Source organism: Prevotella mikamonis (assembly GCF_055381405.1).
In genome coordinates this window covers 1,705,968-1,723,656 of sequence record NZ_AP035785.1, presented here as the reverse complement: position 1 = coordinate 1,723,656, position 17,689 = coordinate 1,705,968, and the positions used below count along the sequence as shown (strand labels likewise).

20 protein-coding genes and 1 tRNA gene are annotated in these 17,689 nt (G+C 46.9%); 5 read left to right on the top strand and 16 right to left on the bottom strand.

The window, feature by feature from the left end; translation table 11 throughout:
• Positions 1 to 5: 5 nt before the first annotated feature.
• The 8 genes from hemB to ACZ42L_RS07325 form a co-directional block, all read right to left on the bottom strand.
• The gene (gene hemB, locus ACZ42L_RS07360) at positions 6 to 998 is read right to left on the bottom strand and encodes a porphobilinogen synthase (RefSeq protein WP_464715700.1); all 993 of its coding nucleotides are present in this window, start codon (positions 996 to 998) and stop codon (positions 6 to 8) included.
• The gene (locus tag ACZ42L_RS07355) at positions 985 to 1,605 is read right to left on the bottom strand and encodes a uroporphyrinogen-III synthase (RefSeq protein ID WP_464715699.1); all 621 of its coding nucleotides are present in this window, start codon (positions 1,603 to 1,605) and stop codon (positions 985 to 987) included. The genes hemB and ACZ42L_RS07355 overlap by 14 nt, the downstream gene beginning before the upstream one ends.
• Before the next feature lie 3 nt (positions 1,606 to 1,608).
• Positions 1,609 to 2,268, bottom strand: a complete 660-nt coding sequence (hemC, locus tag ACZ42L_RS07350) for a hydroxymethylbilane synthase (RefSeq protein WP_464715698.1) — start codon at positions 2,266 to 2,268, stop codon at positions 1,609 to 1,611.
• Positions 2,265 to 3,155 (bottom strand): glutamyl-tRNA reductase, encoded by an 891-nt coding sequence (hemA, locus tag ACZ42L_RS07345; RefSeq protein ID WP_464702176.1) that lies wholly within the window; start codon positions 3,153 to 3,155, stop codon positions 2,265 to 2,267. The genes hemC and hemA overlap by 4 nt, the downstream gene beginning before the upstream one ends.
• A 16-nt stretch (positions 3,156 to 3,171) precedes the next feature.
• On the bottom strand, positions 3,172 to 4,200 hold the full coding sequence (gene hemE / locus ACZ42L_RS07340) for a uroporphyrinogen decarboxylase (protein ID WP_464715697.1): 1,029 nt from the start codon (positions 4,198 to 4,200) through the stop codon (positions 3,172 to 3,174).
• Positions 4,197 to 5,603 carry a protoporphyrinogen oxidase gene (gene hemG / locus ACZ42L_RS07335; protein WP_464715696.1) on the bottom strand — a complete coding sequence of 469 codons (1,407 nt, stop codon included), beginning with the start codon at positions 5,601 to 5,603 and terminating at the stop codon, positions 4,197 to 4,199. The genes hemE and hemG overlap by 4 nt, the downstream gene beginning before the upstream one ends.
• 4 nt (positions 5,604 to 5,607) lie before the next feature.
• On the bottom strand, positions 5,608 to 6,972 hold the full coding sequence (gene hemN / locus ACZ42L_RS07330; protein ID WP_464716990.1) for an oxygen-independent coproporphyrinogen III oxidase: 1,365 nt from the start codon (positions 6,970 to 6,972) through the stop codon (positions 5,608 to 5,610).
• 131 nt (positions 6,973 to 7,103) lie between these two features.
• Entirely contained in the window at positions 7,104 to 7,502 is a 399-nt protein-coding gene (locus ACZ42L_RS07325; RefSeq protein WP_464702171.1) for an START-like domain-containing protein, read from the bottom strand.
• Between the two features lie 150 nt (positions 7,503 to 7,652).
• Between ACZ42L_RS07325 and ACZ42L_RS07320 the strand changes: the two genes are divergently transcribed.
• Together ACZ42L_RS07320 and ACZ42L_RS07315 are read left to right on the top strand one after the other, a co-directional pair.
• Positions 7,653 to 7,726, top strand: a tRNA-Met gene (locus ACZ42L_RS07320).
• Positions 7,727 to 7,930: 204 nt separating this feature from the next.
• Positions 7,931 to 8,551, top strand: a complete 621-nt coding sequence (locus tag ACZ42L_RS07315; RefSeq protein WP_464715695.1) for a hypothetical protein — start codon at positions 7,931 to 7,933, stop codon at positions 8,549 to 8,551.
• Between the two features lie 85 nt (positions 8,552 to 8,636).
• On the opposite strand, the gene ACZ42L_RS07310 is transcribed toward ACZ42L_RS07315, so the two are convergent.
• Both ACZ42L_RS07310 and ACZ42L_RS07305 read right to left on the bottom strand, forming a co-directional pair.
• Complete coding sequence (locus tag ACZ42L_RS07310) at positions 8,637 to 9,116, bottom strand: hypothetical protein (protein ID WP_464702168.1); 480 nt, start codon at positions 9,114 to 9,116, stop codon at positions 8,637 to 8,639.
• An 84-nt stretch (positions 9,117 to 9,200) separates the two neighbouring features.
• On the bottom strand, positions 9,201 to 9,815 hold the full coding sequence (locus tag ACZ42L_RS07305; protein ID WP_464715694.1) for a hypothetical protein: 615 nt from the start codon (positions 9,813 to 9,815) through the stop codon (positions 9,201 to 9,203).
• A gap of 203 nt (positions 9,816 to 10,018) precedes the next feature.
• On the opposite strand from ACZ42L_RS07305, the gene ACZ42L_RS07300 reads away from it, so the two are divergent.
• A complete protein-coding gene (locus ACZ42L_RS07300) occupies positions 10,019 to 10,726 on the top strand; it encodes a hypothetical protein (RefSeq protein WP_464715693.1) in 708 nt (235 codons plus the stop codon).
• Between the two features lie 37 nt (positions 10,727 to 10,763).
• Here ACZ42L_RS07300 and ACZ42L_RS07295 read toward each other — a convergent pair whose 3' ends face one another.
• From ACZ42L_RS07295 to ACZ42L_RS07270, 6 genes are all read right to left on the bottom strand, one after another.
• On the bottom strand, positions 10,764 to 11,108 hold the full coding sequence (locus ACZ42L_RS07295) for a DUF1304 domain-containing protein (RefSeq protein ID WP_464705628.1): 345 nt from the start codon (positions 11,106 to 11,108) through the stop codon (positions 10,764 to 10,766).
• A gap of 185 nt (positions 11,109 to 11,293) precedes the next feature.
• Positions 11,294 to 11,767, bottom strand: coding sequence for a ferritin-like domain-containing protein (locus tag ACZ42L_RS07290; RefSeq protein WP_464715692.1), 474 nt, complete (start codon positions 11,765 to 11,767; stop codon positions 11,294 to 11,296).
• 24 nt (positions 11,768 to 11,791) lie between these two features.
• Positions 11,792 to 12,244, bottom strand: coding sequence for a MarR family winged helix-turn-helix transcriptional regulator (locus tag ACZ42L_RS07285; RefSeq protein ID WP_464715691.1), 453 nt, complete (start codon positions 12,242 to 12,244; stop codon positions 11,792 to 11,794).
• 4 nt (positions 12,245 to 12,248) lie between these two features.
• A complete protein-coding gene (locus ACZ42L_RS07280; RefSeq protein WP_464715690.1) occupies positions 12,249 to 12,740 on the bottom strand; it encodes a glutathione peroxidase in 492 nt (163 codons plus the stop codon).
• A gap of 282 nt (positions 12,741 to 13,022) precedes the next feature.
• On the bottom strand, positions 13,023 to 14,282 hold the full coding sequence (locus tag ACZ42L_RS07275; protein ID WP_464715689.1) for an Nramp family divalent metal transporter: 1,260 nt from the start codon (positions 14,280 to 14,282) through the stop codon (positions 13,023 to 13,025).
• Between the two features lie 31 nt (positions 14,283 to 14,313).
• Positions 14,314 to 15,483 carry an alkaline phosphatase family protein gene (locus ACZ42L_RS07270; RefSeq protein WP_464715688.1) on the bottom strand — a complete coding sequence of 390 codons (1,170 nt, stop codon included), beginning with the start codon at positions 15,481 to 15,483 and terminating at the stop codon, positions 14,314 to 14,316.
• A 539-nt stretch (positions 15,484 to 16,022) separates the two neighbouring features.
• On the opposite strand from ACZ42L_RS07270, the gene ACZ42L_RS07265 reads away from it, so the two are divergent.
• Positions 16,023 to 16,895 (top strand): sigma-70 family RNA polymerase sigma factor, encoded by an 873-nt coding sequence (locus ACZ42L_RS07265; RefSeq protein WP_036898386.1) that lies wholly within the window; start codon positions 16,023 to 16,025, stop codon positions 16,893 to 16,895.
• 191 nt (positions 16,896 to 17,086) lie between these two features.
• Complete coding sequence (locus ACZ42L_RS07260) at positions 17,087 to 17,680, top strand: IMP cyclohydrolase (RefSeq protein WP_464715687.1); 594 nt, start codon at positions 17,087 to 17,089, stop codon at positions 17,678 to 17,680.
• Positions 17,681 to 17,689 lie beyond the last annotated feature (9 nt).

The following is a 17,689-nucleotide window of genomic DNA, read 5'->3' as shown; positions in this document are numbered from 1 at the left end:
TCTCCTTATTTCTTGATTTTAAAACGTTCGTTCCACTTCTGCATATATTCCTTGGCATAGTAGGAAATGATGTACTGAGCGCCGGCACGCTTGATAGCGATGAGACTTTCGAATACAACACGTGGTTCGTCGAGATAGTTGAGCTTGGCAGCAGCTTTGAGCATACTGTATTCTCCGCTCACCTGATAGGCAACCATCGGGATATTGGGGAAGCGTTCTACACCGCGGGCAATCATGTCGAGATAGGGCATGGCGGGTTTTACCATCGTCCAGTCTGCACCTTCCTCGATGTCGGCTGCAATCTCTTCCAAGCCCTGATCGTGGGTGCGATAGTCCATCTGGTATGACTTGCGGTCGCCAAACGAAGGAGCAGAGTCGGCTGCATCGCGGAATGGACCGTAGAATGCCGAAGCATATTTGGCAGAATAGGCCAAGATGCGGCAAGTCTTGTTCAAGCCCGTCTCATCCAGTTTTTTACGCAACGCCTCTATCTGCCCGTCCATCATTGACGATGGAGCAACAAAGTCGGCACCGGCTTTGGCATGTACATAAGCCATCTGGGCCAGAAGTGGTAATGTGGAATCGTTCTCTACATCGTGGTTGTGGAGCAGTCCGCAATGGCCGTGGTTGGTATACTCGCACAGACATACATCGGTAATAACCATAATGCCTGGAACATTCTTCTTGATAGCTGTTGTGGCCCGACAAACAAGTGCGTCATCGGCATAAGCCAGACTTCCGCGCTCATCTTTCAAGTCGTCTGCAATGACCCCGAAAAGCAATACTTTGTCGATACCAAGTGCCTTGATTTCTTTGATGTCTTCGATGAGGGTGTCGATAGAGAAGCGATATACTCCCGGCATGGTTGCAATCTCTTCTTTTACATTCTCTCCCTCGACAACGAAGTAGGGATAGATGAAATCTTCAGCTTTCACTTCTACGTCGGCATATTTGTCGCGTGTTTCCTGATCTTTGCGGTAAATTCTAAATCTTTTCATATCTTCTTTGGTTTAAATATTGTTCTGTAATGGCTCCGCGGGTTATGTAGGTCTTGTCTGGAGGCAAACTGCCGTAGAGCTGTATGAAATGGTCGATGGTGCTCGGCGATGTAAATATGATGCGGTCTATCTCTGCCAGATTGACTTTGAGAGGATGGAGCGGCAGACGATTGCGGTAAGTGATGACGGGACAAAACGTGATACCGAGTTGTCGTAATCCATTGGGTAGGATGTCGAGTGCCCGTTCTGAGCGTGGGCAAACAATGCGTCCTTGAGGTGGAGCGCCTTTAAAATGTTCAATGACACCGTATGAATCGTCTTTCACGGCTTGTTCAATATGGTTTGCTCCTAGTTCAAGTAATTTCTGTGTGGTCACAGCTCCGATAGAAACAATGTGTTGTCCGCCCCATGAATGATGTATCTCTTGCATGGCTTCGTGCCAGAATCTGACTGCGTATCTGCTAGTGAAAAGCAGAGTGTCCGAACTTATGAGACTCCGAATGGCGTCGTGTATCTCGTGACGGTCGTCCAGTGCTACCAACTCTATGAGCGGTGTATGGATGTAGTCGGGATTCAGACAATGTGTTCCGGTGAAGAGTGTACGCATGGATTAATCGTCTGTTTGATTGAGAATGCTGCCTCTTGCAAACAGTTCTTTCAGGTCATGACGGCCTTTACGGGCTGTGATGGCCAATCTCCCTTGCATGGGATGAGTGCTGAAAGGTAGTACTTCGGCTATTTCGTCTTCTATTCCAAGTCGCTTCAGTGCACAGGTGGCAACGATAACGGCGTCTATTTTCCCGTCACGAACCTGCTGTATGCGTTCCTCGATACATCCTCGGATACCAACTATCTTCAGGTCGGGACGCAATGCTGTCAGTCCGGCTTTGCGCAACGGTGAACTAGTCCCGATGCTGCTGCCTTCGGGAAGTTCGTTCAGTTTGATGTGGTTGCGACTGACGAGAGAGTCTGTTTTGTCGAAAGCCTCGTATAGTGCGATAACCTCTAAGTCCGGATCCAGATTGTCCGGTAGATCTTTGGCCGAGTGGATGGCGATATCGGCTTCTCCTTCAAGAATCATCTGGTCTAGTCCGCGGGTGAACATGTCGTCTGGTGCTGTGCCATTGAGCAATGATATTTGCATGTTGCAGTCGCCATACGATTGGGTGAGGACCAAGTCATAATCTATTTCGGGAAATCTGTTGAAGACCTCTTTTACTTGCAGTTGAGAAAGTTTACTGCCACGTGCTACGACTTTGAGCTTGTTCATTTGGTATATGCTTTTCTCCTTTCGAGTGTTTCGTATAATTCGTCTATTTCTTCTTCGATGATTTTTTCGGCTTTCTTCACTTCGTCTTCACGAATGGAAATATTCGCCTGTACCTTGCTTTCTACATCCCGCAAGTTGTAGAGCGTGATGTTGGGATTGTTGCCGATGGCAGGAGCGATATCGCGTGGGAAAGCCAAGTCGATGGCCAGCATGCGCTGGTCGGGGTTGATATCATCCTCGTTGATGATGGTGGTATCGGCAGAAGTGGCACTGATAAGGATATCTGTATTTTTGAGAAAATTGCGCTTATCGTCGAGGGCAAAGACCTCGATACCGAATTGGTCGGCCAGCCGATGGGCTTTGTCAAGGGTACGGTTGCCGAGAAAGACGAGATGTGCCCCCTTGTTTTGTAAAAACTTGATGATGTCGCTTGTCAATTTGTTGACACCGATAATGGTGATTCGGGCGTCTGTGAGGTCGATGTGTGCATCTTCGATAATCTCGATGGCTGCAAGGCTGTGGCTTACAGCACCGTGAGAAATTTCGGTTTCATTGCGTACACGCTTTCCTACTTGTAAGGCAAACTCGAAGAGCTTGTGCATTTCGGCAGGGAGTTTATGATGAGTGCGTGCGGAGATGTAGGCATCTTTCACCTGGCCTTGTACGGCACGCTCGCCGATAATAGCCGATTCTAGTCCACTGACTACGCGGAAAAGGTGATTGGCTACATCGGTAGGAATCTCTCCTTCTCCGTAGTAGAGTTCCATTCGGTTGCATGTTTGCAGGAAAACCGATGGCTGATCGTCTTGATTACGCTCCAACTTGAAGTTTTCTTCGCGGTCTTCGAGTGAAGTGTTCAGATGGTTGATTGATTTATATCCTATCATAATTTCGTGTATTCTGTTATTTGGGAGTAGAGAATGTCTTTACCCAAGTGGCTACGGCTTTCAGATTTTCAAAAGAAGTGTCGGCTAATACGCCATGCCCAAGATTGAAAATCCATGCTCCATGCTGTTCGAAGAATCTCTTGTATGTATCAAGTGAAGCTTGGATAGTTTCTGAATCGGCATAAAGCAATCGTGGATCGAGGTTGCCTTGTAAGCCAATAGAGGGGTGGAGCTGCTGACGGGCAGTCTTCAAGGAGGTCTGCCAGTCAATGCTTACGATGTCGCAAACTTCGGGAGTAATGAGGGGAAGTCCCGTCCCGATGCCTTTGGGGAAGAAGATAACGCGACATTCCATACTGCGGACTGCTTCAGTGATACGCTTCACTGCCGGTAAGAATAGCTCGGTATAAAGCTCTGTCGGTACGAGTCCGGCATGTGTGTCGAATATCTGAAATACGTCAATGCCATGGCGCACCTGCTGTCGGGCATAGTGTATACATAGTTCTGTGATGGCATCTACCAGTTTGCGACTCTCTTCGGGTTGGGTGTAGAAGAACTTGATAGCATCGGGGAATCCAGCATGCGAGTTCAATCCTTGAAGCATGTAGCAGAGTGTAGTGAGTGGTGCGCCGCAGAAACCGATGAGGGGAGTGCCCGGTGTACGTGTTTCTATGATGTGGTCGATGGCCCGATAGACAAACTCCAGTTTCTCTGGTTGAGGCTTTAGCAGCGTCGATGGATTCTTAACAAAAGCCAATGGGGTGGGGAATACCGGTCCTTTGTCTGTCCATTCTACGTTGCTTTGCATGGCCATTGGTATCACAAGTATGTCGCTGAAGAGGATAGCTGCATCTACCCCTAGATCATCAATGGGGAGCAATGTGACTTTGGCTGCCAAATCGGGTTGGGTCATCAACTCCAGAAAGGAATGGTTTTGGCGTAATTGTTGATAGCGCGGAAGCACACGGCCAGCTTGGCGCATGAACCATACAGCTGGACGATGGGCTTGCTTGCCTTGTACGATATCAAGGAATGGATTTGTCATCTTTGTATTTGTATGTTAGTGGCAATATCACGTGCCTGTTTGATACGGTGAGCCATGCCGATTCCATCACGCAGATTGCCGGCAATGATGAGTCCCGGATATTTGCTTTCGAGACGGGCAACTTCATCGAATCGTGCACCGCTCGAAACCTCGTATTGCGGGATGGCCTTTGAGTGGCGGAAAATATGAATGCTCTCAGGGTGGATGTGCGACGGAAATTTGAGCATGCTGTGGAAGTATTCTTCTACGAGTTCTTGCAGCTCATCATCACTCATATTGAGCATCTCGGCATGTTTTACACCCCCAATGAAGTAAGTGTAGAGTGCACCACCCTCAGGTGCACGGCCCTTGAAACAAGCCGATGGGAAGAGAATGCCCAAAACCTTTTTTTGCTCGCGCGAAGGTATGAGACCTCCAAAAGCCTTGTAATTCAATCCTTCAGTATTGCGCACGCCGACTCCCACCTCAATGATAGGTGCATAGTCCAGGTTGGTAATGCGCTCCAGGCGTTGGCTCTCGATAAAAGGTAGCAGATTGCTCAGTTCATAAGCTCCACATGTAGTGATAACTTGCCGACATTGATATGTGACAGCTTGCCCTTGCTGGTCGCTGAATTCTACTTGCCATTGGCCCTCGACGGGGCAGATTCTTACATTGGTTGCACCCAAAGAGATATGGTCGATACCTATATAATCAGCTTCGGCTTTTGGAATTTGTCCTAAACCACCGACTGCCGAGAACACTTCTTTAGTAGCCAATCTGTCGCGCTCGGTTTTGGGCTGCTTGGCCTTGGCCATTGCTCCACGGATAAAGCTGCCATAGTCTTGTTCCAGATTATAGAGCTTCGGCAGGGCGTAGCGCGTGATTAGCTTGTTGGCATCACCGGCATAAACACCCGAAATAAATGGGTCGACAGCATAGTCTACGAATGATTTTCCCAGTCTGCGGGCGGCTAAGCTTGCTATACTTTCGTCGGGATTCTGTCCCTTGCGACGCCAAGGTTCTCCAAGAATTCGGAACTTGTCTGCCCATGTGAACAGCGGAGTTTTCAGTCCACCGATAAGACTGGAAGGTAAAACGTGAAAAAGGTTGCCTTTCCAAATCAGGCGTTGCTTGGCAGCTTTCACAGCAGGTTCGAGTAGGCACGTGCCATGAGAAGTTTCCTTGAGTTCGTTCATCAGTTCTGTAACCTCTGGAAATGATACCACTCCGGTATTCGGCCCGCTCTCTACGATGTAGTCGCCCATTCGGTGTGTCTGGATTTGTCCGCCAATTCTTGTCATTTTTTCTACGACGTGTACGTTTATCCCTCTTCGTTTGAGGGTGTAGGCGGTGGTCAGTCCGGTGAGTCCTGCTCCAATGACTACCACGTCGGTATGCTTGATAGTTGCTTGATTCTGCATGTTGTTAGATAGCTTTGGAGAATGATTTGTTGGATTTTAGCATCAGCGGGTCGAGTGATGCCGCTACGTTTCGAACCATTGGTGAAGCGTCGTCGGTCATTTCCAGATGCGATTCATCGAAACGGATAATACCGTCGGCAGCAAACTCTTGCAGTTTTTGCTCGTTGTAAGCAGTGGCTGCTTTCAGTTGTTCTACGCTTGTTTGTGTATGGTTGGCAATCTCCTGCCAATTAATGTGATAGTTGCACATTAATGTTTCAATGACTTCACGTGTCAGGCGTTCCTCGTTCGAAAGTGCATATCCTTTACGTATGGTCAATTTGCCGTAGCTGGTCTGCTCTATGTATTCAGCAATGTTTTTCGTGTTTTGGGCATAAGCTGCGTCGAGCTGACTGATACCGGTAACACCGAAGGCGTAGACTTGTGCAGTAGTACGGCGTGTACAGTATCCTTGGAAGTTGCGATGCAACTGATGATTCTGTTGTGCGATGTAGAGTTCGTCGTCTGGCGAGACGAAATGGTCGAGCCCTACACTCTTGTATCCAGCCTCATGTAGCAATTGGTTGGCTGTTGCGAAGATGTTTTCTTTTACCGAAGTAGTGGGCAGGCCAGCCTTTTCTAAGATGAGTTGTTGCTTCTTCAGCCAGGGCACGTGGGCATAGCTGAATGTGACCAGTCGGTCGGGATGAAGCTCAATGGCTTGGCGTATCGTCTCGGCAAACGATTCTGGTGTTTGTCCCGGTAGTCCATACAGAAAGTCCATATTGAATCTGATGCCCGATTGGCGCAAGAGTGCCACCACATCCTCTATCGGCTCGCACGTCGGTCGGCGATTTACCGTTTTTAGTACTGCCTCGTTGAAATCTTGTATGCCGATGCTCATGCGGGTGAAACCGCAGTTAGCCAGTTGTTCCCATTTCTCTAGTGTTAGATAGCCTGGATGGCATTCTATGGCAATCTCTGGCCGGTCTATAGTGTTGAAATGTGAAAGTAGATGGTCGTTGAGTTCTTTGATTACCATTGGGTCGAGGGTTGTTGGAGTACCACCGCCGTAGTGAATCTGCGAAATCTTACGGTTAGAATTTAAGTGGGGGAGTAACAGGTCAATCTCTTTGTGCAGTGCATCCACATAGCTTGCCAGTATTTCTGGTTTCTGCATGCTGTATGAATTGCATGCACAATAATGACACAAGTGCCGACAAAAAGGGATATGGAAATAGAACGACAGATGGTTGTCTGGCGCAGTGTTCGATTTATCTACGGCATTGAGATAGTCGGCCTCTGTGAAATCTTGGAAATAATTCGCAGGAGGATAGCTGGTATATCGTGGTACCGGGACATTATACTTGTCAATAATGTCTTGACTAATATTCTGTATCTTGTTCGTGTTCATATTATATGGTGCAAAGGTACGAACAAAATCATGTAAAAGCAATCCTTATTTGTAAGGACCGGCATGCCAGGAATGCTTGTTTTACAGTGCTCTGTACTGTATTCTCATTATAGTCCCGTGGCTTGGTGGAGTCTTGAAAGATTGTCTTGCCAGATGTCTTTCAATTGTTCGATGTCGCTCGGTTCGGCGAAATCTGTGATAATGAGCATGTAGTGCCCTGTCAAATCTGTGCGTTCCATCCTGATTTCAACAAAAGCTTCTGGGTCTTCTTCGTCTTCCCATTGAAGTCGAATAGCATTGAAACTTTTACTGCTGATAAGTCGAGCCTTGCGTATTTCATGGTGTCTCCACACCTGTCCCCATACGAAAGTGATTTCATCTTGTTCTTGTTTGACTTCGTCTGCAAGCCAACACGCCCATCCGTGAACAGTCCCCACTATATCCCAGATGTTGGAGGGTGAATTAGAACTCAACAGGTGCTCAATCGTTATTTTCTCTTTTTTCATGTACTTGTTGGGGTGATATAAAACTTGTTCAGCTACAAAAATATGAAGAATTACTGAGAAAAGCGACAAAAAATCAGAGTGAAATTTTGTGTAATCAAAAAACTTGTATACCTTTGCACTCGCAAAACAGCATTTGCTGTGAGCTGTGATGGCGGGATAGCTCAGCTGGTTAGAGCGTCGGATTCATAATCCGGAGGTCGTGGGTTCGGGTCCCACCCCCGCTACAAAATATAAATCAAGGAGTTACAGAAATGTAACTCCTTTTTTGTTTCTGCCTCCAACGTGGGATTTATTGTCAGATAGTTTTCTTTTTTGTATTTGATAGGTTTTGTGAATTCATTTTTTTTCGTATATTTGTGGCATTATATCATGAATGTTGTAAAATCTTAATATTTTCGTGTATGAAACAATGGTATAAACAAATCTTGATGCTTTTATTATTCCTTGTGTCGAGCCTGTCTGTGGTAGCTCAAGACCAAGAAGACCGGCACATTCGTCTTACACTGTCGAGTGGAGAGGTAGTTGAAGGATACATTTGGAGAGGTTGGTGGGCAGATGTATCATACTATAGTTTGAAAAGTAGCAAGTATAATGCTTTTACAGTAACATCTTCGCCGAATGATAAGAAGACGATAGAATATGATACAAGGACTGTGAAGAGTATAGATTATGTCCAGAAGACCAAAGCTTATCCCAATGGAGAGCATTGGGATGCTGTAGAAGTAATGTATCCTCGTAAGAGTTTGAAGTTCTGTCGTTTGGAAGGTGTTTCTAAACATGGTGCCAAGCTATATTCATGGCGTGCTACCGATACGACAGTCAATAGCAAGAGTGTCAAGACGAAATTTATTTGGAGATATGGGGTGCAGTTCGGTGAATCAACGCCCGTGTATTATTTGTTTTATTCATATATGCTGCATAAGCTCAAGAAAACGAATCCCGACTTGAGGAAATATCTTGATGAGCATACTGACGGCCGTGTGGTGAATGAGGATAATCCAAGAGCTATACTACAGATTTATGATCAGTATGTGGAAAGCAGGAAATAGATATTGATAGCTGGCTTATGGTAGTGTCGGAAAAAGGTGTGGCAATCAAATTTTTGCCACACCTTCTTCTTTTTTACGCGCGCTGTTAGGGATTTTCTCGCAGAAAGCGTTCTATGCGTTCCGGATTGTCTAGCTTTCTTAATTCGTCGTCATAGTACCCTTCTTTGATGATATAGACAAACGGCCAATATACCTTTTCTATTCGGAAGAAGTCGCTGTTGGTGACGAAAGCTCCTGAGTTGATGACAACCCGATATTTGTTGCTGCTGTAGAGAATCTCGTCATTTGGTGCGTTCGTGAGATAGAGTTGCAGCAACAGTAATAACAGGGCAAATGGCAGTACGATGGTCGCCCCCGTCATGAGACAACCGATGACGGCATCTTTCCTCTGTCTCCATTCCGTGTAGGCAATGCGGAAAAAGAGAAATATAAACAGGCTGGGGGTTATCTGCCACATCCATTCGTGGGCATTTCCAATGAGCCTTACCGGTGTCAGCAGTGTGAGAATGATGTAAGTTGCGTCAATTCCACATAAGCCCAAAGTGATTTTTGTCGTTCTCGTCATCTCCATTTGGCTGCCTGGTGAGCACTTTGTCCGAAAACTCATCTTGTGTCGGTCTGTGCAAAGTGCTCTTTGATAGGGCTGCTCTTATGCAGCTTCTTTTGTCTTTGAAGTCTTTTTGGTGGTAGTCTTCTTACTCTCCTTTTTAGTTGTGGCTTTCTTCTTAGTCTCTTTCTTAGTCTTTTTTATTGTTTTCTCTGCCTTTTCGGTGTCAGCTTTCTTGGCTCTAGGCTTCTTCACTTTAGTCGTGGCAGTCTCTTTTTCTACTTCTTTCTTCGCCTTTTTGGCAGTAGTCTTCTTGGCTGTTGTAGCTTTCTTAGCCTTTGTTTCGGTAGCGTCTTCTGCAACTTCTTTCACCTTTTTGGTTGCTTTTTTGGCAGCCACTCGTTTCGTTGTCGTGGCTTTCTCTGCTTGCTCTTCCTTTACGACTCTTTTTCTGGTGGCAACTTTCTTGGGAGTCGTTGCCTTGGCAGCACCTGTCCCATAGCAAGCTGAACACGCATGGCGTCCCATGTTTTCGGCTTCCGACTTGGAGACAGCCTTCACTTCGTTGGCATTTCGTAGATATCCGCAACTCCTGTCTTTGTGGTAAGCCACAGCCCCACTGCTTGTTGCGATGTAAACTGTCTGTGCCGAAGCGGCGGGTGTACCTGCTACGAGCATTGCCATCATGGCGATGACTACAAAAATGTAATGTTTCATAATCTCTAATTTTAATAATGATTTTCTTATTGTATGTTGTTAAATTGCTTATGTAGTGTCTACTTGTCAATGTGGGTATATGACAGAATCGGGTGCAAGATAATAAGAATAATTGATATAATCAATGTTTATCAAGAATTTTCTTTTCTCGTTCTCGGATTTCTTCCCTATCTTTGCCGGATAGTATAGAAATACGGCACTTTATGACTAACAAAGGGGAAAACGTTTTATCAGTGTTGGCAGAAAAAGTAAATCATCATGCCGATTGGTGTGAATATGCTGCTTATTACGACTATAGGGTGCGAGGATTGCGTAAAGAGGCCTTGAAGCATTTGGATGTGTTTCTAAATGTGGCGGAGAGTTTGTCGGCAGACAAGAAGAGAGAGTTTGTCGGCTTTTGTTTTTCCTTGTATTTTGAAGTTCCGGATGATGATTTTCTTCTTTCTTCATACCCTTTGACTATGCGCTTGTTAAAGCCTACGCTGGAAGAATGGTGTCGGTTGGAGCCGCGTAATGCTCAACTTTATGCTTGGTATGGGCGGTATTTTAAGAGCGAGGAACACTTACAGCAAGCTCCTCGGTTGAATCCTGAGGACGATTTGTGCCGTGAGGCGTTGTTAGAGAAGTATGCTGATGCCATTTGGTATTCTCTGCATCATTTGCCTGATTTCTATATTGGCAATCCGCAAGATGATTTGGTATTGATGGCGGATATTCGTGTACATATAGATGCTTTGCAGTCAGAAGAGCGTAAACGTAGATGGGAGAGCGATTATCTGTGTGATTTGGAGATTATTCAGAATTATATAGCTTGGCAAAAGTCAGGACATCCCGATTTTGAACAATGGGGACGAGAGAACAATAAAATCATGGGATATGGCTTGCGCGGTCCTTATTACTACGATAAGTGACGTCACAATGCAGGTTATTTCTCGCGAGGAATGTGCTTTAAGAGAATATGTAGCTGCAAGCAAGGGCCAGGATGGCTAGTCCACCTTGCTTGAAGAGAATGGCGGGATTGCTCGAAACAGCACCGTAGGCAGCTACGAGGACGATGTAGCCTAATATGAGTCTCGTCCATAAAATGTCGCCGGTCAGTATCGCAATGAGCAGTAGCACGGCGATGAGACCGTTGTAGATGCCTTGATTTTTAAACAATGTTGAGACGTGCTTGTCTCTCATCTTGTCCGGTTCGATTCCGAAAACCTTGGCAGTGTGTTGCGAATGGGTGGCAAAGGTTTCCAGATACATGATGAACATCTGTTCTGTGGCAGCTAATAGGGCTAGTATCATTGTAATGGTGTGCATACGGTGGATGTTTTGTTTTTATCATCTCGATTTGCCTATTTATAGAGATTTTCTTTATAGGTGCTGTTGTAGATGGGCGATAATAACTAAAAACCATTGCCAAAGAGCAGATAGGACTCCTTGGCAACGGTCGTATATTGTTGAATAATAGGTATAGACCTACTCCTGTCTTACAGCATTTCGAGCAGATAGTTGTCGTATCCCACTTTCTCAATGAGCTGTCGATGCTGGCGATTCCAGTCTATATGCTCCTTTTCGCCCTTAATCCATTTCTGAATCAGCTCCTGTGTGATATAGTCATCAGCGAAAGCCTGGCTCAGCAAAGAAAGCTCCTGTATAGCCGAATCGTCTGTACCGTATTTGAGATCCAGCTCCAGCTGTTCTTTTGGGTCTGCCGAAAAGTCGAATTCAACAGTCTTGATTGCTGTAGCCAAGTCTGTAGGCTGGCATCCCAACTCTATCAGGCGGTTCATGGCCTCGTTGGCTTCTGCGAATTCCTCGCTGGCTTCTTCTGCAAATTTCTCTGCCAGTTTGTTGTAGCCATTAAACTTGTTGTAAGCTGCAAATACTGCATGCTGCTTAGAGTTGCCGTACCACACTGCTGCCAATTCTGCTAATTTTGCAATAGCTTCATTCTTTGTCATAATCGTATTCTTTAAAAAGTTATATTATATAGTTTCTTTTAATTCGTCTATCATCTGGTCTAACACCCTTTTGGCTTCGGCATTGTTGTCTATGAAGAATTGGTTGATTCCTGTAGACACCTTATTGGCCATAGCTGTCGGTATAGTCCTTGCCTGTTCTTTCAGCTCTATACCATGTGCTGTAAGTGATATAATCACCTTGCGTTGGTCTTCCTTGTCCCGCTTGCGTACCACTATTTTCTGCTTCTCCATTCGTTGTAAGATGGGGGTAACCGTGTTGGTTTCCAGATACAATCGCTTGGCTATATCATTGACAGGTTGGTTGTCTTGTTCCCAAAGCACCATCAAGACCAGGTATTGCGGATAGGTTATCCCCAGTTTGGAGAGGAACGGCTGGTAATGCTTGGTAATCAATCGCGACACCGTATAGAACCGGAAGCAGAATTGATTGTCCAGTAAGAGTGCATCATCATTCATGTTTCTATCCCTTATTTAGTTCATTGACGATATAACGCCTGAGCTTGGCTGGTGGCGTAGTCGGTGAAAATCTGCTTACCACTTCGCCATGCTTGTTGATAAGAAACTTGGTGAAATTCCATTTGATCGCACTTGTCAGGAAGCCTCTCTTCTGACTCTTCAACCATTTGTACAGTGGGTCTGCCTCGTCTCCGTTTACCTTTATCTTCTTCATGATAGGGAAGGTGACACCATAGTTCAGAGAGCAGAACTCTTGTATCTGGTCGTCGCTGCCCGAATCTTGGTTGGCAAATTGGTTGCAAGGGAATCCAATTATTTGTAAACCGCTATCCTTTAGCTCTTTCCATAAGGTTTCCAGTCCCTCGAATTGTGGGGTAAGGCCACATTTGCTGGCTGTGTTTACAACCAAGATTACTTTGCCTTTGTATTGCGAAAGGCTTACATCGTTGCCTTTTTTGTCTTTGACGCTGAAGTCGTATATTGTTTTCTTATCCATCCTTTTCCTTTATTAAATATATGTCTTGCCCAAACTCTTTGATTCATAGTGAAATCTCTGTATAAATCTCCGAGCGGTCTTGTTTGCTTCTACTGGTGCAAAGATAGATAAAACAATTATATCATGCGTGATATAAAATGGTGTTTTTGTTCAAAATTAACATTCGTTTCACTTCGTGACGGGCAAATATACATTCGTTAAACAAGAATCTTTGTTCCGTTAACTGCAATGACATTCTTTTCGCAGTTCGGACAATTCTCATGGAAAAATGGCATGGGAGGTCTATATACTCTCTATCAGCAGCCATATATTCAATATGGTGACGAGGGCGGCGAGGGTATAGAGGAAAGCCGAATTCCACGGTTTGTTGGCATAGCAACCCATGACGCGTTTGGAAGAGGTGAGGCTTACTTGCAGGAATACGGTGAGAGGGAGCTGGACGCTCAGCAGCATCTGTGAGTAGATGAGTCCCTGGAATGGGTCGGAGATGAAGAAGATGATGAGCAGCGACAGGCCCAGCGATATACAGATGCCCACGATGGAGTGGGTGTCCTGGGCGTTGTACGACTCGCCGAACATGCCGGCAAAGATACTTCCGGCAGCCATTCCACTGGTGATGGTGCTGGAGATTCCGGCCAGTAGCAAGGCTATGGCAAAGATGTTTCCAGCGTTGTTGCCCAATAGTGGGGTGAGCAGCGACTGGGCTTGCGACAGTTCTTCTACGTGGATACCGCGGTTGTAGAAAGTGGCGGCAGCCAGTAGTATCATGGCACTGTTGATGGCCCAGCCTACAATCATTGAGAATAAGGTATCGAACAGTTCGTATTTCAGTGTTTTCTCTATGTCGGCCTTGCCCTTGGTGTGGATTTGTCGGCTCTGTATCACCTCTGAATGGAGGAACAGATTGTGGGGCATGACCACGGCTCCCAGTACGCTCATGATGATGAGCAGACTCCCTTCGGGTACGCTGGGTACTACCCATCCGGTAGTAGCTGCGGGCCAGTCGATGTCTATGAGGAATATTTCATAGATGAAAGACAGTCCAATCATCGAGACGAAACCGATGATGGCACGCTCCATGTGGCGATATGAATTGGTGAAAAGCATGATGAGTACGGCTGCCACAGTGAGGATAGAGCCCCACACGATGGGTATTCCGAAGAGCATTTGCAGGGCTATGGCCGAGCCTAATATTTCTGCCATAGAGGTACTGATGCTGGCCAGTACGGCACTGGCGATGATGGGGCGGCCTATCCATTTAGGCGTATATTTCTCGGCAGCCTCGCTCAGGCAGAGTCCGGTGACGATACCCAGGTGGGCCACATTGTGCTGCAAGGCGATGAGCATGATGGTAGATAGGGTGACCACCCATAGCAAGGCGTAGCCGAACTCAGAACCGGCGGCAAAGTTGCTTGCCCAGTTTCCGGGATCGATGAAGCCCACGGTGACGAGCAGTCCCGGTCCGATGTATTTTAAAATGTCCAGTCCGCCGAGGATTCTCGGATGGTCTTGGCGTTTCAGTTCTTTGAATATATTCAGCATAGTTGTTGTCTTCTTTGTGTTGTTGATGAGGTTATAGTCCGGCCGGAACAGTGCCGTCGTTGGGTGCGGGGATGATACCGAGCAACTTGCACAGCAGCGGATAGACGTCTACATTGCAGAAGTGGGGGAGCGTGGTATGTGGAAAGTCTGGTCCGACGGCGCGGAACAGGGCGTGCATATCTTGCACTGTCGGGTCGAAACCGTGTGTGCCACCGCCTTTTACAGGCGAGTCTTGTGCCAGATAGCCGGCATCGGGGCAGACCACAACGTCGCCGATACGCGGATTCGTGCCGTAATGTAGGTAGGCCGGTACGTCGCTGCGTTTCCATACGCGGGCGTGGTCGATGTGGCGAAGTGCCTGGTAGATGGAGTCGGCACAGCCCTCGTGTGCATAAATCATGGCGGGCACATTGCCTTGGATGCTCTTAATCCACGACGGCTTGAGATGGGGTTTGAGTGCCACCTGATGCCCTTCGTCTACCCAAGTCATGCCGTGGTCGGAAACCACGATGAAATTGACGTCGGCTGCGAAAGGCAGTTGCTGGATGCCACGGTATATCCGGCCCATGAGTGTGTCGGTCTGCATGACTACTTGTCGCGTCAGTTTGCTCTGCGGACCAAAGTGGTGGCCGTGGGCATCGGGCTGCTCGAAGTAGGTCATGATGAGCTGCGGGCGCTCGTTCTCAGGCTTGCGCAATTCGTTGAGCACGCTTTCTACACGCTTCTCGAAGGTGAGTCGGGGTTCTTTGTCGTATACCAGATAGCGGTCGGGATACATGCCCTTCACCTTCACGTCGGATCCCGGCCAGTAGAATACGCTCGTCTTGACGCCCTGTCGGCGCGCAGTTACCCAGATAGGTTCGCCGCCGTAGAATCGCGGGTCGAGCTTGGTGGCCATGTTGGCCAGCGAGAAAAAGCTGTTGGAAGCTGTGTCGAAGAACGTATTGTGTACGAGTCCGTGATGGTCGGGGTATAGCCCTGTGGCAAGCGTATAGTGGTTGGGGAAAGTCTTTGAGGGGAAAGAAGGAATCAGCCCCGACGTTACTCCCTTGGCTGCGATGGTGTCAAGATTGGGCGTGTCGTACCATTCGGGATAGTCCCAACGGAATCCGTCGAGCGAAACAATGACGGTGTAGTGCTTTCCGGCCATGCAGGTGAGGGCCGCCAGGCATAGGGTCAGGGTAATCAATAACTTCTTCATATCCGTGTATTTATCATTCGTTATCATGCCATGCAGGTGTAACCGAGGACTTCCTGATGTGGAGTCTGGGTAGGCTTCGTCTCCATAGCGCTCTCAGGATGCACCCTTTGTCTATGCAAAGTTAGGTATAAAAAATAAGATAGAATATCTTGTAGCGCTCTTTTTCTTGCCTTTTTTGTATGGCAGTTTCCCTGTATCTCACCTCTTGCCTCTTGCTTTTTACCTCTTGTCTCTAAACTTCCCCCCTCGTCTACTTGTCAACTAAAAAAACTGCAAAGGCTCGGCAGCGTTGCTGTCTGGCCTTGGCAGCATTGCTGTTTGGGCTTTGCAGCAGCACTGCTAAGGCCTTGCAGCCTGGCGGGTAAAATGTGGTTGGGTGGCTATGAAAAAATGATGATAGTGTTAAATAAATATATTTCTGATAAATAATGCAAACATTGCTTGCTTTATGTTCTGAATTTTGCTACCTTTGCATGCCTTTTATAAAGGGGTGTGGACATTATTTTGAAAATCAGAGAGTTAGATTTAAGGTAAAGGGAATGAGACAACTAAAGATACAAAAAAGTATTACCAACCGTTCGAGTGAGGCATTAGATAAATACCTCGTAGAGATTGGGCGTGCCCCATTGATTTCCATCGACGAAGAAATAGAGCTGGCACAGAAAATCAAGAAAGGTGGGCGCGAAGGTGAGCGGGCTAAGGAAAAGCTGGTTACGGCTAACTTGCGTTTCGTGGTTTCTGTTGCCAAGCAATATCAGCATCAGGGACTTTCGCTGACCGACCTTATCGATGAGGGTAATATCGGACTGGTAAAGGCTGCCGAAAAGTTTGATGAGACGCGCGGATTTAAGTTTATATCTTACGCCGTGTGGTGGATTCGCCAGAGCATTTTGCAGGCTATCGCCGAGCAAAGCCGTATCGTGCGCCTGCCGTTGAACCAGGTAGGTTCGCTGAACAAGATTAACCGCGAAATCAATAAGTTTGAGCAGGAAAATCAGCGCAAGCCTTCTTTGTCAGAACTGGCGAGTGTGACGAAGATAGAAGAAGAAAAGATAGACCAGAGCTTGATGGCCGACAGTCACCATGTGAGCATTGATGCGCCGTTCCAGGATGGCGAAGACAACAGCATGGTAGACGTGATGGCTTCGGGCGATGACAGCCGTACCGACCGCCAGGTGGACCATGAGTCTATGGCATTGGAATTGGAGTCGGTGCTGAAGAAAGTGCTGAAAGACCGCGAGATAACGATTATCCGCGAGTGTTTCGGTATTGCATGCCACGAGAAAGGTCTGGAGGAAATCGGCGATCAGCTCGGACTGACACGTGAGCGCGTGCGCCAGATTCGTGAGAAGAGTATTGCGAAATTGCGTGACAGCGGGTATGCCCGCATCCTGATGAAATACTTGGGATAGCGAGCGCTTGCGGTCGAGGCGTGAGAAGCAGGGAGCTTGAAGCTCCGAAAGATAATAAAGGCGATTCTGATACAGGGTCGCCTTTGTCGTTACACCTTAATATAAAAAACTTAATTTTTCGATGTTTTCGTACACATCTATCAATGTTTTTCGTAACTTTGCATTCTCATCATTATAATGAATAAATAGATATGGCAGAGACAAGGGTGCTGAAGACCGCGTTGGTTTCGGTCTTCCATAAGGACGGTTTGGACGAACTGCTGGCCAAACTGAATGCAGAAGGTGTGAAATTCCTGTCTACAGGAGGAACGCAGAAGTTTATCGAGTCATTGGGATATGAATGCCAAGCTGTAGAGAGCGTGACTACCTATCCTTCTATCTTGGGCGGACGTGTGAAGACATTGCACCCGAAAGTGTTTGGCGGAATTCTTGCTCGCCGTGAGAATACAGGTGACTTGGAACAGATGCAGGAGTACGAAATCCCTGCTATCGACCTGGTTATCGTAGATCTCTATCCCTTTGAACAGACTGTAGCCAGTGGCGCTTCTGATGCCGATATCATCGAGAAGATAGATATTGGTGGCATCTCCCTGATTCGTGCCGGTGCGAAAAACTTCAAGGATGTGGTGATTGTGCCCAGCAAGGCAGAATATGGTGTGTTGCTGGATATCCTGAATAAGAAGGGTACTCAGACCGACATTGAAGACCGCAAGATGCTGGCTGAGCGTGCATTCGGCGTAAGTAGCCACTACGATACAGCCATCCACGCCTGGTTTAGTAAGTAAATACATGTA

Coding starts and splice junctions, on each gene's coding strand:
- hemB (WP_464715700.1), bottom strand. CDS start 998: ATGAAAAGATTTAGAATTTACCGCAAAGATCAGGAAACACGCGACAAA.
- ACZ42L_RS07355 (WP_464715699.1), bottom strand. CDS start 1,605: ATGCGTACACTCTTCACCGGAACACATTGTCTGAATCCCGACTACATC.
- hemC (WP_464715698.1), bottom strand. CDS start 2,268: ATGAACAAGCTCAAAGTCGTAGCACGTGGCAGTAAACTTTCTCAACTG.
- hemA (WP_464702176.1), bottom strand. CDS start 3,155: ATGATAGGATATAAATCAATCAACCATCTGAACACTTCACTCGAAGAC.
- hemE (WP_464715697.1), bottom strand. CDS start 4,200: ATGACAAATCCATTCCTTGATATCGTACAAGGCAAGCAAGCCCATCGT.
- hemG (WP_464715696.1), bottom strand. CDS start 5,603: ATGCAGAATCAAGCAACTATCAAGCATACCGACGTGGTAGTCATTGGA.
- ACZ42L_RS07325 (WP_464702171.1), bottom strand. CDS start 7,502: ATGAAAAAAGAGAAAATAACGATTGAGCACCTGTTGAGTTCTAATTCA.
- ACZ42L_RS07315 (WP_464715695.1), top strand. CDS start 7,931: ATGCTTTTATTATTCCTTGTGTCGAGCCTGTCTGTGGTAGCTCAAGAC.
- ACZ42L_RS07310 (WP_464702168.1), bottom strand. CDS start 9,116: ATGACGAGAACGACAAAAATCACTTTGGGCTTATGTGGAATTGACGCA.
- ACZ42L_RS07305 (WP_464715694.1), bottom strand. CDS start 9,815: ATGAAACATTACATTTTTGTAGTCATCGCCATGATGGCAATGCTCGTA.
- ACZ42L_RS07300 (WP_464715693.1), top strand. CDS start 10,019: ATGACTAACAAAGGGGAAAACGTTTTATCAGTGTTGGCAGAAAAAGTA.
- ACZ42L_RS07295 (WP_464705628.1), bottom strand. CDS start 11,108: ATGATACTAGCCCTATTAGCTGCCACAGAACAGATGTTCATCATGTAT.
- ACZ42L_RS07290 (WP_464715692.1), bottom strand. CDS start 11,767: ATGACAAAGAATGAAGCTATTGCAAAATTAGCAGAATTGGCAGCAGTG.
- ACZ42L_RS07285 (WP_464715691.1), bottom strand. CDS start 12,244: ATGAATGATGATGCACTCTTACTGGACAATCAATTCTGCTTCCGGTTC.
- ACZ42L_RS07280 (WP_464715690.1), bottom strand. CDS start 12,740: ATGGATAAGAAAACAATATACGACTTCAGCGTCAAAGACAAAAAAGGC.
- ACZ42L_RS07275 (WP_464715689.1), bottom strand. CDS start 14,282: ATGCTGAATATATTCAAAGAACTGAAACGCCAAGACCATCCGAGAATC.
- ACZ42L_RS07270 (WP_464715688.1), bottom strand. CDS start 15,483: ATGAAGAAGTTATTGATTACCCTGACCCTATGCCTGGCGGCCCTCACC.
- ACZ42L_RS07265 (WP_036898386.1), top strand. CDS start 16,023: ATGAGACAACTAAAGATACAAAAAAGTATTACCAACCGTTCGAGTGAG.
- ACZ42L_RS07260 (WP_464715687.1), top strand. CDS start 17,087: ATGGCAGAGACAAGGGTGCTGAAGACCGCGTTGGTTTCGGTCTTCCAT.